This window comes from Spirosoma sp. KCTC 42546, from assembly GCF_006965485.1.
Lineage (GTDB): Bacteria > Bacteroidota > Bacteroidia > Cytophagales > Spirosomataceae > Spirosoma.
Genome location: NZ_CP041360.1, coordinates 3,261,492 through 3,277,761, shown reverse-complemented (window position 1 = coordinate 3,277,761; position 16,270 = coordinate 3,261,492). Strand labels below are relative to the sequence as shown.

General features: G+C 47.9%; 16 protein-coding genes. 8 read left to right on the top strand and 8 right to left on the bottom strand.

Translation table 11 applies throughout. The features are described from left to right. The first annotated feature begins 12 nt into the window (after positions 1-12). From uxuA to EXU85_RS13305, 3 genes are all read left to right on the top strand, one after another. The gene (uxuA, locus tag EXU85_RS13315; RefSeq protein WP_142772552.1) at positions 13-1,203 is read left to right on the top strand and encodes a mannonate dehydratase; all 1,191 of its coding nucleotides are present in this window, start codon (positions 13-15) and stop codon (positions 1,201-1,203) included. Positions 1,204-1,335: 132 nt separating this feature from the next. Then, positions 1,336-2,586, top strand: coding sequence for a DUF819 domain-containing protein (locus tag EXU85_RS13310; RefSeq protein WP_142772551.1), 1,251 nt, complete (start codon positions 1,336-1,338; stop codon positions 2,584-2,586). Positions 2,587-2,645: 59 nt separating this feature from the next. Beyond that, complete coding sequence (locus tag EXU85_RS13305) at positions 2,646-3,266, top strand: DUF2306 domain-containing protein (RefSeq protein ID WP_142772550.1); 621 nt, start codon at positions 2,646-2,648, stop codon at positions 3,264-3,266. A 72-nt stretch (positions 3,267-3,338) separates the two neighbouring features. Here the strand turns inward: EXU85_RS13305 and EXU85_RS13300 are convergent, their stop codons facing one another. From EXU85_RS13300 to fumC, 5 genes are all read right to left on the bottom strand, one after another. Then, positions 3,339-4,898 carry a DHA2 family efflux MFS transporter permease subunit gene (locus tag EXU85_RS13300; RefSeq protein ID WP_142772549.1) on the bottom strand — a complete coding sequence of 520 codons (1,560 nt, stop codon included), beginning with the start codon at positions 4,896-4,898 and terminating at the stop codon, positions 3,339-3,341. Positions 4,899-4,988: 90 nt separating this feature from the next. Next, positions 4,989-6,098 carry an HlyD family secretion protein gene (locus tag EXU85_RS13295; RefSeq protein ID WP_142772548.1) on the bottom strand — a complete coding sequence of 370 codons (1,110 nt, stop codon included), beginning with the start codon at positions 6,096-6,098 and terminating at the stop codon, positions 4,989-4,991. An 85-nt stretch (positions 6,099-6,183) separates the two neighbouring features. Then, on the bottom strand, positions 6,184-7,512 hold the full coding sequence (locus EXU85_RS13290) for a TolC family protein (RefSeq protein WP_142772547.1): 1,329 nt from the start codon (positions 7,510-7,512) through the stop codon (positions 6,184-6,186). After that, positions 7,509-7,949 carry a MarR family winged helix-turn-helix transcriptional regulator gene (locus EXU85_RS13285; protein WP_142772546.1) on the bottom strand — a complete coding sequence of 147 codons (441 nt, stop codon included), beginning with the start codon at positions 7,947-7,949 and terminating at the stop codon, positions 7,509-7,511. The genes EXU85_RS13290 and EXU85_RS13285 overlap by 4 nt, the downstream gene beginning before the upstream one ends. A 351-nt stretch (positions 7,950-8,300) precedes the next feature. After that, positions 8,301-9,701 (bottom strand): class II fumarate hydratase, encoded by a 1,401-nt coding sequence (fumC, locus tag EXU85_RS13280; protein WP_142772545.1) that lies wholly within the window; start codon positions 9,699-9,701, stop codon positions 8,301-8,303. A gap of 370 nt (positions 9,702-10,071) precedes the next feature. Here fumC and EXU85_RS13275 point away from each other — a divergent pair, with 370 nt between their 5' ends. Both EXU85_RS13275 and EXU85_RS35335 read left to right on the top strand, forming a co-directional pair. Next, positions 10,072-10,548, top strand: a complete 477-nt coding sequence (locus EXU85_RS13275) for a hypothetical protein (RefSeq protein WP_142772544.1) — start codon at positions 10,072-10,074, stop codon at positions 10,546-10,548. Positions 10,549-10,721: 173 nt separating this feature from the next. Further along, positions 10,722-10,910: a hypothetical protein gene (locus tag EXU85_RS35335; protein ID WP_168207785.1), complete on the top strand. Its 189-nt coding sequence runs from the start codon at positions 10,722-10,724 to the stop codon at positions 10,908-10,910. A 75-nt stretch (positions 10,911-10,985) separates the two neighbouring features. Here the strand turns inward: EXU85_RS35335 and pgl are convergent, their stop codons facing one another. The 3 genes from pgl to zwf all read right to left on the bottom strand — a co-directional run bounded on the left by pgl (position 10,986) and on the right by zwf (position 13,747). Continuing rightward, positions 10,986-11,735, bottom strand: coding sequence for a 6-phosphogluconolactonase (gene pgl, locus EXU85_RS13265; protein ID WP_142772543.1), 750 nt, complete (start codon positions 11,733-11,735; stop codon positions 10,986-10,988). A gap of 59 nt (positions 11,736-11,794) precedes the next feature. Beyond that, a complete protein-coding gene (locus EXU85_RS13260) occupies positions 11,795-12,136 on the bottom strand; it encodes a cupin domain-containing protein (protein WP_142772542.1) in 342 nt (113 codons plus the stop codon). A 96-nt stretch (positions 12,137-12,232) separates the two neighbouring features. Further along, entirely contained in the window at positions 12,233-13,747 is a 1,515-nt protein-coding gene (gene zwf, locus EXU85_RS13255) for a glucose-6-phosphate dehydrogenase (RefSeq protein WP_142772541.1), read from the bottom strand. Between the two features lie 237 nt (positions 13,748-13,984). Between zwf and EXU85_RS13250 the strand changes: the two genes are divergently transcribed. The 3 genes from EXU85_RS13250 (at position 13,985) to rpiB (ending at position 16,188) form a co-directional block, all read left to right on the top strand. Continuing rightward, positions 13,985-15,148 carry an ATP-binding protein gene (locus EXU85_RS13250; protein WP_142772540.1) on the top strand — a complete coding sequence of 388 codons (1,164 nt, stop codon included), beginning with the start codon at positions 13,985-13,987 and terminating at the stop codon, positions 15,146-15,148. Continuing rightward, positions 15,114-15,548, top strand: a complete 435-nt coding sequence (locus tag EXU85_RS13245) for a response regulator (protein ID WP_142772539.1) — start codon at positions 15,114-15,116, stop codon at positions 15,546-15,548. The genes EXU85_RS13250 and EXU85_RS13245 overlap by 35 nt, the downstream gene beginning before the upstream one ends. Before the next feature lie 205 nt (positions 15,549-15,753). Beyond that, positions 15,754-16,188 carry a ribose 5-phosphate isomerase B gene (gene rpiB / locus EXU85_RS13240; RefSeq protein ID WP_142772538.1) on the top strand — a complete coding sequence of 145 codons (435 nt, stop codon included), beginning with the start codon at positions 15,754-15,756 and terminating at the stop codon, positions 16,186-16,188. Positions 16,189-16,270 lie beyond the last annotated feature (82 nt).

The window sequence follows — 16,270 nt, the reverse complement described above, 5'->3', positions numbered from 1 at the left end:
TAATTTTGCAATATGGCATTAGAACAAACATGGCGGTGGTTCGGCCCGAATGACCCCGTCAGCCTGGCCGATGTACGGCAGGCAGGTGCAACCGGAATCGTATCGGCCCTGCATCACATTCCCAATGGGAAAGTCTGGACAGTTGACGAAATACAAACCCGTAAATCCATTATCGAACAGGCTGGCCTAAGCTGGTCGGTAGTAGAGAGTGTGCCCGTTCATGAGGACATCAAAAAACGATCGGGCAATTACAAACAGTACATCGACACGTACAAGGAGTGTCTGGTCAACCTGGCAACAGTCGGCATTGATACGGTCTGCTATAATTTCATGCCCGTGCTGGACTGGACGCGCACCGACCTCGACTTCCCACTTCCGGATGGTTCAACCGCTCTCCGCTTCGATACAACTGAGTTCTGCGCCTTTGAGGTGTACATTTTAAAGCGTCCGGGTGCCCAAAAAAGCTACTCGCAAACTCAGTTAACGCAGGCCAAAGGTTGGCTGGATAGGGCAACAGACGCCGATATTCAACGACTAACCCGCAACATCATTGCCGGATTACCGGGTAGCGAAGAGAGCTTTACACTGGAGGCCTTTGCCGATGTTCTGACAACCTATGACCAGGTTGACGACACGGCCCTGCGCAATAACCTGTATCATTTTTTGCAGGAAATTACGCCCGTTGCCGAAGACGCAGGTATCCGGCTAGCCATCCACCCCGATGATCCGCCCTTCCCGATTCTGGGTTTACCCCGCGTTGTCAGTACAGAAGCCGATGCTCGTCAACTGTTGGACGCTTACCAAAGTGAGTATAACGGACTGTGTTTCTGCACGGGTAGCTATGGGGTTCGGGCAGATAATGATCTGGTTGGTATGGTTGAGCGACTGGGCCATCGAATTAACTTCGTACATCTACGGGCCACGCAACGTGACGCCGAAGGCAATTTCCATGAAGCTGACCATCTGGCTGGCGATGTCGATATGTATGGTGTCATGAAAGCGCTACTGGTTGAACAGAATCAGCGAAAAGCATCGGGTCGACTGGATTACCGCCTACCCTTCCGGCCTGATCACGGCCACCGGATGCTCGACGACCTAACGCCCGGTAAGAAAACAAACCCCGGCTACACAGCCATTGGCCGACTACGGGGACTGGCCGAGTTACGCGGCCTGGAAATGGGCATTGAGCGAAGTCTTTTTTAGGTAGAGGAAACACAGATAAATGGTTCCGATCCGTCATGTTCGACATAATGGATCGGAACCATTTGCTATTTTCTGCCTAATTTGTTTCGGCACCCGTTCCTTTATCAAATTCAGGCCGTTAGCAACGTATCGATGCAACCTCTCATCACCAATGATGCCATCATTCTGGGTATTTTCCTCGTACTACTTACCCTGATCTTCAAAACGTCGCAGTCGGCCCACCCATTCTGGGTACGGGCCTACACCTACGTTCCGGCCTTATTGCTCTGTTATATTTTTCCGGCCACGATGAATAGCTTCGGGATTATTTCGGGCGAACAATCGAGTCTTTATAAAGTCTCCACGAATTACTTACTGCCAGCGGCTCTGGTTCTCCTAACCTCCACCGCCGATCTGCGATCGATTATGCGTTTGGGAAAAAAAGCGTTGATTACATTCTTATCTGGCACCCTAGGCATTATCGTTGGTGCGCCCATCGCATTTTTTGCGGTTATGTGGCTGATTCCCGGATTTCGGGAGCAGGCCATCGCCCATGAATACTGGAAAGGGTTGGTCACTATTTCGGGAAGCTGGATTGGGGGTAGCAGCAGCCAGTTAGCACTGAAAGAAATTTACGGGTGCAGTGAAGAACTCTTTGCCATAATTCTCGTGGTTGATGCGGTCGTTTCCACAAGCTGGACGGCCTGTCTTATTTACGGAGCTGCTTACAAAGACAAAATCGATAGCTGGCTCCACGCCGATAACAGTTCAATTGAAGAAGTGAAACAGCGAATTCTGGCGTATAAAGAAGAGCCCGACCGGCCCGCCAACTTACTGGATTTGAGCACCATTCTGGCACTTGGCTTTGGGGGCGGTGCGCTGGCCCATGCGCTAGCGTATGTCCTCTCAAGTAATCTTCAGCCTTACAAAGCTTCCTTGGCGGCTTATGGTCTGGACCCGTTCACCTCTAACTTTCTGTGGGTTGTCATTCTGTCGACATCGCTCGGCATTGGGTTGTCGTTTACGGGATTACGGAAACTGGAAAAACTTGGGACCACCGATCTGGCTACGTTATTTGTTTATTTCCTCATCATGACCATCGGTATGCGACTCGACCTCTCCAATCTGGGAGGCAATATGGGGTTGTTTCTGGTGGCTGTTATCTGGATGCTCATTCACATTCTGTTTATGCTGGTTACGGCCCGAATCATTAAAGCACCTTACTTTTTTGTGGCCGTTGGTAGTCAGGCCAATATTGGCGGGGTATCAACCGCTCCGGCGGTAGCGTCCATTTTTCATCCGGCGCTCGCGCCTGTTGGGGTATTGCTGGCCGTATTGAGTCACGTGTTGGGCGTCTACGGTGGGTTAATTACCGCCTGGTTAATGCAGTTAATTTCCCACTAGTCTGAAGCATTTATTCACTACTGATCAACAACTTATAGAAACAACAAGAAACCATAGCAATGACTATCTACCTAAAAAAGGGGATGCTTTATGTAGCTTACGCCTTCATTCTGATCGTGGCCTTGTACGCCCTGACTTATTTTATTCCAAATCGTCCGTCACCATTTCTTGAGCATAAGCCGCTAGAGAATATCATTTGGCGCATTGCCTTCTGGACGCACGTCGGCTTAGGCGCTGTAGCCCTGGCCCTGGGCCCTTTTCAATTATCGGTTAAACGCCGACAACGTAATCTATCGCTACACAGGCAATTGGGCAAACTGTATGTAGTCAGTATTTTGCTGGCCAGCCTGGGCGCATTTTACGCTTCCTTTTTTGCCGATACGGGCTTAATAGCGAGTTTAGGTTTTGGCACATTGGCCGTCGTCTGGTTTTATACAACCTTGCGGGCTTATCAGACCATTCGGCAAAAGAAAGTTAATGAGCATCGGGCCTGGATGTATCGAAGCTATGCGGTAACGCTGGCAGCCGTTACGTTACGCATTATTCTACCAGTTGAATTAGCCATTCTTCACCTTCCATTTAGGGTTGCCTACCCGATCGTTGCCTGGCTATGTTGGGTACCTAATCTGCTGATTATTGAATGGTGGTTAAGCCGACGGTTTATTACCAGACCTGCCTGAAACGCAAAAAGACCGGAAGAATATCTCCCGGTCTTTAACTATGCGAACCAAATAAAAACAATTAATGCAACCTTATTCCATCACCATTTCAGTATGGGCGGGTGCTTCAATTTTCTTACCGATAAACAGCAATAGCAAGGGTACACAAATCAAGAAGAACGCACCGATCACGAGGAAAGTATCGGCATAGGTCATTACTAATGCCTGCCTCATTACGGTACCCTGCATCATACCATAGGCTTTGCTGGTAGCAGCCATCAGGGCATCTCCTTTCGAGAGGAACAGGTTCGTAAATTGCTTGATCCGTTCGACCGACAGTGGGTTATACATCGAGACATTATCGCCCAGTCTCGACGCATGAAACATGGTACGCGTTGAGATGTAGGTTGTCATAATAGCCGTTCCGAACGTACCGCCCAACTGCCGAATCATACCCGTGAGGGCCGATCCCTGAGGAATATCGATATTTTTCAGATCAGCTAACGTAATGGTTGTCAATGGAATGAAAATCAGTCCCATACCAACACCCCGAATAATAAGCGGCCAGAAGAAATAATCGGGACCAGCCGCCAGATTGATGGCCGACAAATCGAAACAGAAGCCGAAGAACATCAAAAAGCCAATGGCTGCATACCAGATCGGTGAGATGAAATTCTTACCCATCAGTCCACCCACAATTGGCATCATGATACCCGTCATAATCGAACCGGGCATCAGCAGTAATCCTGTCTGGCTGGCCGTAAACCCTAGAATGGTCTGGCAGAAAACCGGAATAATGAAGACCGAGGCAAACAGCCCGAAACCCAGGATAAAATTGAACAGGGTCCCTACGGCAAATCGACGCTGGAGCAATAATCTGAGATTCAGAATGGGTATTTTAACCGACAACTGACGCCAGATAAAGCCAATCAGGCCAACGGCAGCCGCAATAGACATGCCTACAATGAACGTCGAATCGAACCAGTCTTTTTCTTCGCCTTTTTCCAGGATGATCTGCAACCCGCCAATACCCATGGTCAATAGGATCAATGCCAGCCAGTCCATCTTACCGGCGGCAATTTTCTCGGCAGGTTCCTTAATGTAGGTGTATGTCAGGAACGTAGCGAGAATCCCGAAGGGAATGTTGATGTAAAATACCCAGTTCCAGGAGAGATTATCGGTGATATACCCACCAAGGGTTGGCCCAATCGATGGACCAATAATTACGCCCATCCCGAAGATGGCGTTGGCAATACCTAAATCTTCTTTCGGAAACGTCTGAATCAGAATGGACTGGGCAGTCGTTAACAAACCTCCCCCACCGATACCCTGTACGACCCGAAAAAATACCAGTTCCCACACGTTAGTCGACGTACCACAGAACACCGATGCAATGGTGAACATAATAATGGACGCGGCAAAATAATTTCGTCGACCCAGCTTGGCTGTCAGCCAGCCCGACATGGTGATCATAACGGCACTAGCGGCTGCGTAACCTGTAACAACCCAGCTAATATCACCCAGTGATGCGCCAAGGTTACCCATCATCTGGTTCAACGTAACGTTTACGATCGACGAGTCGATGGTTTGCAGCAGGGCGGCCGTCGTTACGGTTATTACGACGATCCATTTATCAAAACCTAGCTTATTCATAACTTCTTAAATTTGGTTTGAGGTTTGGTGTTCGAAGTCTGAAGTTCGATCTTACCAACTTCAGACTTCGAACACCAAACCTCAAACAGTTTACTTCTGCAAATCCACCGCCACCGTTGCACTCATACCGGGGCGAAGTTTAGCGTATAGCGGGCTGTTCTTATCCAGGTCGATCCGAACCGGAATCCGTTGCACTACTTTTACATAGTTACCCGTTGCATTATCGGGAGGAAGCAGGGTGAATTTGGCACCCGTAGCACCGGCAAATGAACCGACATGGCCAATCAGCTTTTCGCCTTCAAACGCATCGACATCAATGTCTACTGTCTGACCAGGCTGCATTTGTTTTAACTGTGTTTCTTTGAAGTTCGCCGTAACCCATAATGAAGAGTTACCTACAATCGAACAAAGGGCCTGTCCTGCCTGAACCAGCTGGCCTACCTGTACCGAACGCTTCGACACAACACCCGAGGCCGGGGCCAGCACAACCGTATACGATAGTTGCAACTTAGCCAGGTCCAGGTCCGTCTGACGCTGTTTGATAGCGGCTTGTGCCACCGTAATCTGTCCTTCGGTTGCCTTCCGTTGTGAACTCGTTACACCCGTTTGCGTACCAGCCGCATTCACCTGCGACTGTGCCGTTTGTAACTGAGCCTGAGCCGCCTGCACTTGTGCCTGAGCGGCATCACGTTCGGCCTGAATGGCGTCGAACTGCTGCTGTGGAACGGTTTTCTCGGCCAGCAGTCGGCTGTAGCGGTCAAAATCCAGACTAGCTTTACGGGCACGAACCTGAGCCGCCACTAGGTTGGCCTGGGCAGTAGCCACCTGATTACGAGCCGTTTGAACACTTGCCTGCGAGCTTTGCACACTTGCCGACGCGACACCTACCTGCGAACGCGACACGCGATCGGCAGCCATCGCACTTTGTATAGCGGCTTCGGCCTGTGCTACCCGGATGCGGTAATCGGCATCATCTAGTACAATAAGCGTATCACCCTCTTTAACAAACTGATTGTCTTTGAAGCGAATGGCCTTTACATACCCACTTGCTTTCGGAATCACTGGGTTTACGTCGCCGTCAATCTGGGCGTCATCGGTTGTTTCATGACGTTGGAGGTAGCGGAATTCGCTGTACCCAAAAAAGAGAGCAACTGCCAGAATTACTATGCCCCCTACGCGGAATAAAGTTTTCTTATTCATGATTTTAATTTAAAAAGGAATGGATAATGAGAAATGAACAATGATGGCACTATGTATTATCCATTATTCATTATCCATTATTCATTTAAAGATTTGTACCCGTAGCTTTCAGCAGGCGCTGATAGGCCAGCTGCGCATCTACGGTTGCGTTTATGACATTAAGTTGAGCTTGAAGCAAAAAGCTGTTGGCCTCTAGTAGATCGGTCGAGCCAACCAGTCCGTTCCGGAAGCGGGACTCTGTTAGGCGGTAGTTTTCCTGTGCCTGGCCAACGGCGGTTCGGATTACGTTTTGCTGTTCTAAAGCCAGTTGGTAATTGTTATACGCCGTAACAACTTCAGAGCGAATCTGGTCGGTTTGTTGCTGACCTTGCAGACTTGCCTGATCAATGGCGGTTTGGGCAGTATGCAGTTTGCCTTTCATATTGTAAAGCGATCCGATATTATAGGTCAGCCCTAAACCGATATTCCAGGCACTCACAAATGAACTTCCTTCCGGAATAAGTCGGGCTGTTGGGTTGATGTAATTATACCCAACCGATGCGCCGAGGTGCGGATACATAACACTTTTGGTGTTTCGTAGCATAGCCTCAGCCGATTGCACACGCAACGCGTTTGCCTGTACTTCAGGGCGAACCTGCACCGCCTGAGTCAGGAAACTAGTCAACGGTTCGGCTGTAGCTACCGGATTCAACAAAGTTGTATCGACAGTGATGGTTTGGTCTTCAGGTAGCCCAACGAGCAGGTTGAAATTATAAAGCGCTGTTTGACGTGCTTTATCGACCTGTAATCGGCTCAATTGCAGGTTGTTTTTCTGCAACTGGATTTTCAATACTTCGTTGGCCGTAACAACACCTTCTTTTTGCAGATTCTGCGCTTCCCGCTCTTTTTCGTCGAACTGTTTGATACTCTGCTCGATCACACTAACTGAGCGAATCAGCTTCACGATATTGTAATAGGCATCGGAGACCGTATAAACCAGTTCCGACCGATTGCGCTTGGCATCCAGGTGACTAGCTTTCGCCAGTAAATCAGCCGATAGTTCGGCTGATTTCTCGGCAAAGCCCCCAAATATTTCCTTGGCGACCGTAACGCCACCAATAGTCGCATTGAAAGCCCCCGCCGGTATGGTTACCAGCGCTTTCCCATCCGCATCCTGTCCGAACGAAAAGGGCCCGGTCAGGCTATAGCGAGAGTAGGCAAGCGACGCATTGGCCGTTGGCAAACTCCGATCTTTATTTTCCTGCAAACGGGCTTCGGCAGCCTGCGTCCGCGTATCGGCTAATTTAATCCCTTTGTTATTCTGTAAGGCCAGTTGAATAGCCTTGTCCAGTGGCATGGCCGATGGCGCTGACTGGGCAGTTGCCCAACCCAGACTGAGTACCCACAGGCCTGCTCCTATTATGTACTTTTTCATTTTACTGATTGATTTCTGATTTTTTCCAGGAGTGTGTTCATGATGCTTACTTCCTCGTCGGTCAGGTGGCTAACGATCGATTCGAAATTCTTGAAATTGGTCGCTACGGTTTCTACAAACTGGTAAGACTCTTCGGTTAGCCGAAGGTTGACCCGACGACGATTTTGCGAATCCACTTCGCGAACAATCAGATTTTTCGCTACCAACCGGTCGGTCAGTCGCGTCATATCTGAATTGATATCGTTCATTTTTTCCTTCAACTCACCCGCCGTCAAACTATTAGGATACACCTCCGACAGACGACGCAAGGTGATATACTGTTGAACCGACAGATCAAACGGGGCTAGCTTTTGTCCAAAATAGTTGAAGATGTAGCTATCCGTTTGATGCAGGTTCTTGATGAGCCGGTGGTACTCGTTAACTAATTGCTCTTTCATATCATATTGGCCGTGTCAAAGGTATAACCAATATTCGTTTAAACAAATTTCGTTTAAACAATAGAATTTGGCCGATATTGTTTACGTAAACAGCTCAAAACGAAGACTAACTTTTATTAGTACAATAAAATCTAGCCATTAGAATAATACAATTAGGTTTTTGCGTTAGGAAGGCAGTATCAAGCTATTATCTTTAGTAAGCATGCGTCTATTTTTAACGAAATTTTAATACCCTATCCCGCACCAGCAAGTCTTATATAACCAAAAGCAATAGTATATATACAGACAAAGCTCTCTGCGCCAAACGCAAAGAGCTTTGTCTGTATAATTGAAGAAAGACTATTCGCAACCCTACTTAATCTCCCCAACCATATCCTCAGGCTTCACCCACTCGTTAAACTCTTCTTCTGTCATGTAGCCGAGCTTTAAGGCAGTTTCTTTCAGGGTCGAGCCGGTTTTGTGGGCGGTTTGGGCGATTTCGGCGGCTTTGTAATAGCCGATTTTCGTGTTCAGCGCCGTTACCAGCATCAGCGACGAATCGACGTGTTTTTTGATGTTGGCTTCGATGGGTTCGATACCTTCGGCACACTTGTCGTTGAACGATACGCAAACATCGCCGATAAGCCGGGCCGAGTGTAGGAAATTGAAGATCATGACCGGCTTGAACACGTTCAGTTCAAAATGGCCGCTCATACCACCAATGTTGATGGCTACGTCGTTGCCCATTACCTGCGCGGCTACCATGGTCATGGCTTCGCACTGGGTTGGGTTTACCTTACCCGGCATGATGGATGAACCCGGCTCATTATCAGGAATGTGTAACTCGCCAATACCCGCACGCGGGCCGCTCGACAGCATCCGAATGTCGTTACCGATTTTCATCAGGCTGGCGGCAACCGTTTTCAGTGCGCCGTGCGCTTCTACAATGGCATCGTGGGCAGCCAGGGCTTCAAACTTATTTTCAGCCGTAATGAACGGCAGGCCCGTTACTGTAGCGATGTGTTTTGCTACGTTTTCCGAGTAATTTGGGGGCGTGTTGATCCCCGTCCCAACGGCGGTTCCACCTAAAGCCAGTTCGCTCAGGTGAGCTAATGAGTTGTTGATGGCCCGCAGGCCGTGGTCGAGTTGCGACACATAGCCCGAAAACTCCTGGCCAACCGTCAGCGGGGTAGCATCCATGAAGTGCGTCCGGCCAATTTTAACGATGTGCATGAACTGCTTTGACTTGGCAGCCAGCGTGTCGCGCAGTTTAGTGATGCCTGGAATTGTTACGTCGAGAAGGATTTTATAGGCCGCAATGTGCATGGCCGTCGGAAACGTATCGTTTGATGACTGCGACTTGTTTACATCATCATTTGGGTGCAGAAACTTCTTTTCGTCCGTAAGCTGACCACCGTGCAGTACGTGCCCACGATACGCAACCACTTCATTAACGTTCATGTTTGATTGCGTACCCGAACCGGTTTGCCAAACGACTAACGGAAATTGATCGTCCAGTTTGCCTTCCAGAATTTCGTCACAAGCCTGACCGATCAGATCACTTTTTTCCTGTGGTAATACGCCCGCATCGAGATTGGTTAACGCAGCCGCTTTTTTGAGGTACGCAAATGCCCGGATGATTTCGCGGGGCATTTTATTGATGTCCTGAGCAATTTTGAAGTTCTCGATGGAGCGTTGGGTCTGAGCACCCCAATAAACGTTGGCCGGTACCTGCACCTGGCCCATCGTGTCTTTTTCGATACGGTATTCCATGAATAAATGAGCGAATTAGTGAATGAGTGATTGCGTGAATGAAAAAGGAAGCCTATTCGCTCAATCACTCATTCACTAATTCACTCATTAGATTTTCTGCAAAGGTAGGTGGGTGCTTGTGTTTTACCATACGGTTTGACAGTTTTAGACAAATAGCGGTTCTCTATGCTGAAAAACCCACCTAACTAATAACACCAGCCGTTAAAGACCGGCACATACTGAATGAAAGTTAATCTTACCCAGCCGCACCGCCCACTTAGTAATAAATGATAACAATTTGTTGAGTAAGGGTTTATGTATCAGTAGCCTCATCTGCTTCTGTGTACATGATGGCTTCTGACGAATGAAAACCGTTTAATCGACTCAACGCATGAAACGTGAAATCACCGAAAAACCGTTAACGAGTTTAAGTATGGCGCTTGGGGCTGGTGTTCTGGCCGGAATAGCTGGTACAGCAGCCATCACGATCTCTCAACTGGTCGAAATGAGCATTACGAAACGCTCGCCCAGCACTACACCTGTCAAAGCAGTGTCTAAAGTGCTAAATGTTAAGCCAACTAGAAAAGACAAAAATGAGAAGGTCTCGCAGGAGATCCACTGGACATATGGTACAGCCTGGGGCATTCCAAGAGGTATTCTTGGCCTTACCGGTTTAACAGGATGGCCAGCAACGTTGCTTCATTTTGCCGCCATCTGGGCCACTGAATTAACAATGTTGCCTTCACTCGATGTAGCCCCACCAATTACAGAAGAAAAACCAAAAGATGTAGCCATTGATGCCCTCCATCATGCGGTGTACGCGGTAGCTGCCGGGTTGGTCTACGACGCCATTGCTAACGAAGTGTAAAATTAACCAATAGCCTCGTAAGGGGACATTTAAGAGATAGTATACCCATGCAATTCGAGAATTAGTTAAAAATCTTCGGCCAGATTTGAAATTTATAGAAGAACATGGGTTACTTTTCTTATTTATAAGAATTAACAACTAAACAATCTGACTAACTCAAATTCATTACTATCATGGTAAAATCTGCTTTCTTCGTTCTCTCAATGATGGCTTTAGCTACAGCTTGCTCGAGCACCAAAACTGAAACCACTGAAACATCGACAACGGTAACGGATTCGACTTCGATGATGAGTGACTCTACCAAAACAGACTCGACATCAACGATGATGAGCGATACCACCAAGAAAGATTCGATCAAATAATCGACTTGCTTTCTTTAACAGAAAAGGCCCTCCTGATTGAGGGCCTTTTCTGTTAATAAGAGACAGATTTATGAATCAGGAATAGCTTTTCGTTAGGTCTGCCGCTGCTTTCTCATCCACCAGCCAAATCAATTCCCCATCCGTAGGCTTAATCACCTGCGATGGGTACTTATCAGGATTATAGTCACCTTCCAGCACTTCTTTCAGCGGTTCCGCTTTTTTCGGGCCAGCCACCAGAAAGGCTATACAGGACGCCCGATTCACAATAGGCGCTGTCAGGGTTAGCCGATACATGTTTTGTTGGGTCAGAAAATACGCTTTCGTCCAGGCAGTTTGCTCATGAACCACTTCGGTACCTGGAAATAGCGAAAGCGTATGCCCATCATCGCCCATGCCTAGCAGTACCAGATCAAACGAAGGTCCGGGCGACGCTTCGCCGGAGTCACCAAAGTATTCGTGTAAAATCCGGTTATAATCAGCAGCGGCCGCATCGGGTTCGAGGTTGGTACGCCAAACATGAATCTGCTCTTCGGGTGTATATACGTGTCCGAGCAACGTGTCATAGGCCATGCCCGCATTGCTCTGCTCATCATCAATGGGCACGTAGCGTTCATCACCCCAAAATACATGTAGTTGTAACCAGGGGATTTCGTTAACGTACGGCGATTTGGCCAGGAGTTCGTGCAGAGCTTTAGGCGTACTACCTCCCGACAAGGCAATCGTAAACCGATCCTGTTTTTTCAGAACCTCTTTAATACGTTTCGCAATAAAATCAGCCGCAGCTTTGGCTAATTCGGTCGGGTTCTTTTTGATAATGAGTTGCACGTAGATAATTACGAATTACGGTTTACGATGTACGATTTAAATCTCAACGGCGATACCGATCACACAAAATCTTCGCGCATGGGCGTAAACATATCAACCAGTACACCGGCCTCCTCACAAACGGCACCATGCCATACATTCGGCGGAATATAATACACATCCCCCCCTCGAACGACTCGGGTTTCGTCCCCAATCATAATCGAGAATGCACCACTTGCTACGTAACTCATTTGCGTATGCCTATGGCTATGAGCCGCTCCGATTCCGCCTGTTTCAAAGGCTACTTTTACCATCATCAGATTGGCATCGTAGGTCATGATTTTGCGCTTCACACCTTCGGCTACCTGTTCCCAGGGTAGGCTATCATCAGCTACAAAAAGAGCAGCAAGTTGGGTTGTCATATTTTTTGGTTTAGAGTTTGTAGTTTGATGTTTGAAGTTGTTGACGCCTGAGTGTTGCGTCAGCAACTTCAAACATCAAACTACAAACGTCAAACTCTATTTAGCCATCCACTGAAATCCGTCTTTCTCAACGAGTTCCATAGCGGCTTCCGGACCCCATGAACCGGGGGTATAGTTCGGGAAGTCGGGGGTTTCATTCTCCCAGGCTTCTAAAATGGGCGTCACTACTTTCCAGGCCGCTTCCACCTGATCGGCCCGCATAAATAGCGTAGCATCGCCGGTCATAACATCAAGCAGTAAGGTTTCGTAGGCTTCAGGCTCTTGGCCTTCATACGCATCTTTATAGCTAAACACCATCTCGACGGGGTCAATGGCCAGCGTTTGGCCGGGTCGTTTAGCCTGAAATCGCAAGCGGATGTCCATAGCGGGTTGAATCCCAATCGTGAGCCGGTTCGACTGCCAGCTATGCGTAGCTTCATCCGGGAATGCGTAATAGGGCGCAGGCTTAAACTGAATCGTGATAATCGTTGCCTTTTCGGGTAGCGATTTACCGGTACGAAGATAGAACGGTACATCTTCCCACCGCCAGTTGTCGACAAACAGCTTGATGGCGGCAAAGGTCTCTGTAGCGGAGTCTGGCTTTACACCTTCCTCTTCCCGATAACCTGGTACGTCTTTTCCGTCTTTCTTACCTGGCGTGGATTCACCTGGTCCATACTGCCCCCGAACAGCTACATTTTTTACCTCTTCAGGCTTAATTCGGCGAATGGCATTGAGCACATCTACTTTTTTATTGCGCACCTCATTGGCGTCAAACGAAATGGGTGCTTCTGTAGCAACCATGCACAACATCTGAAGCAGGTGATTTTGAATCATGTCGCGCAGGGCACCCGAGCCTTCATAATAGCCACCTCGCCCTTCAAGGCCAACGGTTTCGGCGGCAGTGATCTGCACATATTCCACATAACGCCGGTTCCAGATGGGCTCAAACAGGGAATTGGCAAACCGAAGCGCCAGAATATTTTGCACCGTTTCTTTCCCGAGATAATGGTCGATTCGGTAAATCTGTTCTTCGGCAAACAGCCCGCCCAGGAGCGTATTCAGTTCCTGAGCCGTTTTAAGATCGCGTCCAAATGGCTTCTCAACCACAATCCGAACCCGCGATTTATCACCACAAAGCGCCAGTTTACCCAGGTTTGTGGCAATACCAGGCACTAATTGCGGAGCAACGGCCAGGTAGAAAACGACGTTGGCCGATACGCCCCATTCCCCTTCTTTTTCCGAAACAAAATCAGACAGTTTCGAATAGGCTGCGTTGTCGCCAGCATCCATCTGTAGGTAAGATACAGAAGGCGCAAAAGCCTTCCACAGGTCCTCAGGGCCATTTTTTCGCCGGGAAAACGACTGCACACCTTCCAATAATCGCTCCCGAAAGGACTCATTGGTATAAGGGCTTCGGCCTAAGCCAACCACCGCAAAGCGGTCAGATAAATACTTATCGATATACAGATTGAAAAGCGCAGGAGTCAGTTTGCGAAGGTTCAGGTCACCACTACCACCAAAGATGAATAAAATAGTAGCGGCTGGACGCTGATTAGTTGCTGGAATCATAAGTCGATTATATTGACGGGCCGAAATTACCTACGCGACCCATACTGAACAAATTTATCAAGAGTAAGGATTTCTAAAACGCACCTCCATCCAGACTGTCACTCCTTACTTTCCGGGAAAACCATTCCTACGAACTTTTTTGTTCAGTTTCCCCAATTTTATTTCGTTCGGGCAATTATCTTTATCAGTTTAACTAAATCGCTTTTGCGCTCATAACCACCTTTCTAATCCGCCATTATGGAACAGTTAATTGAGTTTTTCAGTCGTCTTACAGATTCGGGTGACTGGCCGCCACGCTGGTTTTGTGGACGATGGACCGATTTTCATGGATGGCTTTATATTGCTTCGGATCTAATGATTTGGTTGGCGTATATGGTCATTCCGCTCATTCTAATCCGTTATCTATTCGTAAAAAAAGGGGTACCCCTGCCGGGCGTTTTCTGGCTTTTTGGAGCATTTATTTTACTGTGTGGCCTTACACACCTCATTGATGTTGTCATATTCTGGATACCGGTTTACCGGATTAGTGCGTTGGTGCGCTTCCTTACAGGTATTGTTTCCATTGCTACGGTTGTGGCTTTGTTTCGGTATTTCGATGAAGCTGTTGGCTTGCGTACCTCCCGGGAATACGAACATGAACTACTATTCCGACAGCAGGCGGTTATGGAGCTGACGCGCTCCAATGAAGAACTACAACAGTTTGCCTATGTAGCCTCGCACGATCTTCAGTCGCCCCTGAAAACCATTTCCAATTACCTGAAACTGCTTAACACCAAATATGGAGAACAACTTCCCCAAGACGCACATAAGCTTATTGAGACCTCCACAAATGCAGCCGAGCGAATGCGGAGCCTCATTAGCGACCTCCTTGATTTCTCGCGCGTGGGTAGTGAGGTTGCTTTTACTCGAGTTGATCTAAACAATTTGGTTGCCGAAGTGATTGAAGAACAACAGGCCGAAATCAGGGCAAGTGGAGCCACTGTTGATGTAGGCCCGCTCCCCACCATGACCGCCCACTATACCGACTTTAAACAAGTTTTCCAGAACCTGATTTCCAATGGGTTAAAGTATCGAAAATCGGGCGTTGCACCGCATATCGTTATTCAGGCGGTTGACGAGAAGGAGCAGTTCTGTTTCTCTGTTCGAGATAATGGCATAGGAATTGAGCGACAGTATTTTGAGCGGGTGTTCCAGATTTTCCAACGACTGCACGGCCGTAATGAATTTTCGGGGACGGGCATCGGATTGGCAACCTGCAAGAAAGTTGTCGATATTTACGGCGGTCAAATCTGGATCGAGAGTACAGTTGGCGTTGGTACAACCTTTTATTTTACGATTCCAAAAATTATTAAAACCATTCATCATTATGCCCAGACCGATACACTGCATTCTGCTAGTTGACGACGACCCAGATGATAATTTTCTCCATCAGGTTGTTATCGAAGATTCAGAATTGTGCGATCACGTTCGGGTAGCTGAAACGGGTACAGAGGCACTCCGATACTTACAGGAAACCAGTCATACCGATTATATTCGTCCTGATTTGATTCTGACGGATGTTAATTTACCGGGCATGAATGGGTTCGAGTTTCTGGAGCAGTACCATCGCCTGGATGACCAGTTGAAGAGTCGGCTGGCGGTGCTGGTGCTAACTACATCACTTGCCCCCAGAGATACACAGCGTGCCGCCACACTCCCGCATGTGAAAGGGTATTATACTAAACCGCTTACCATCAATATGCTTCAGGCCATTGTTGATCAGTATCCCTCTACATTAACGAACGACACGTTACCGGGTTGATTCAAGAGTACAAAATAGATTCTGTGGATTCTACCCGTTCTGGGAGCAGCATCGACCTTACACATCTATACCACTGAAAATCAATAAATTAACAACAGAAGAATCCAAAAAATATATAGAATCCATCACATCCAGAGCATCAATCGTATCCAGAGCGTCTAAATTTGCCGAACTAATTTCTATTTCTGACTAATTCACGTTTACCATGAAAATTGCCATTGGCTCCGACCACGCTGGCTTTCAGTACAAAGAAGCCATCAAAAAACTGCTTATCGACCTCGGCCATGACGTTATCGACAAAGGCACCTATGCCGCTACGCCTTCGGTGGATTATCCACTCTTTATTCGGCCTGTTGCCGAGGCTGTAGCCGCTGGCGAAGTAGAACGTGGCGTTGTACTGGGCGGATCAGGCAACGGGGAAGCCATTGCTGCCAATCGGGTAAAGGGTGTTCGGTGTGGTTTATGCTGGAATGAAGAGTCGGCCCGCTTGTGTCGGCAACATAACGACGCCAATGTTATCTCACTGGGAGAACGTATGATGAGTGAAGAAACAGCCCTGAAACTGGTCCAGATCTGGCTCGATACACCGTTTGAAGGAGGCCGGCATCTGGCACGAATCCAGGAATTGGATAGGTATTAATGAACAATGTAAAATGGATAATGTATACTACCCTACCAGTCCATACATTATCCATTTTACATTGTTCATGATCCATTATCCC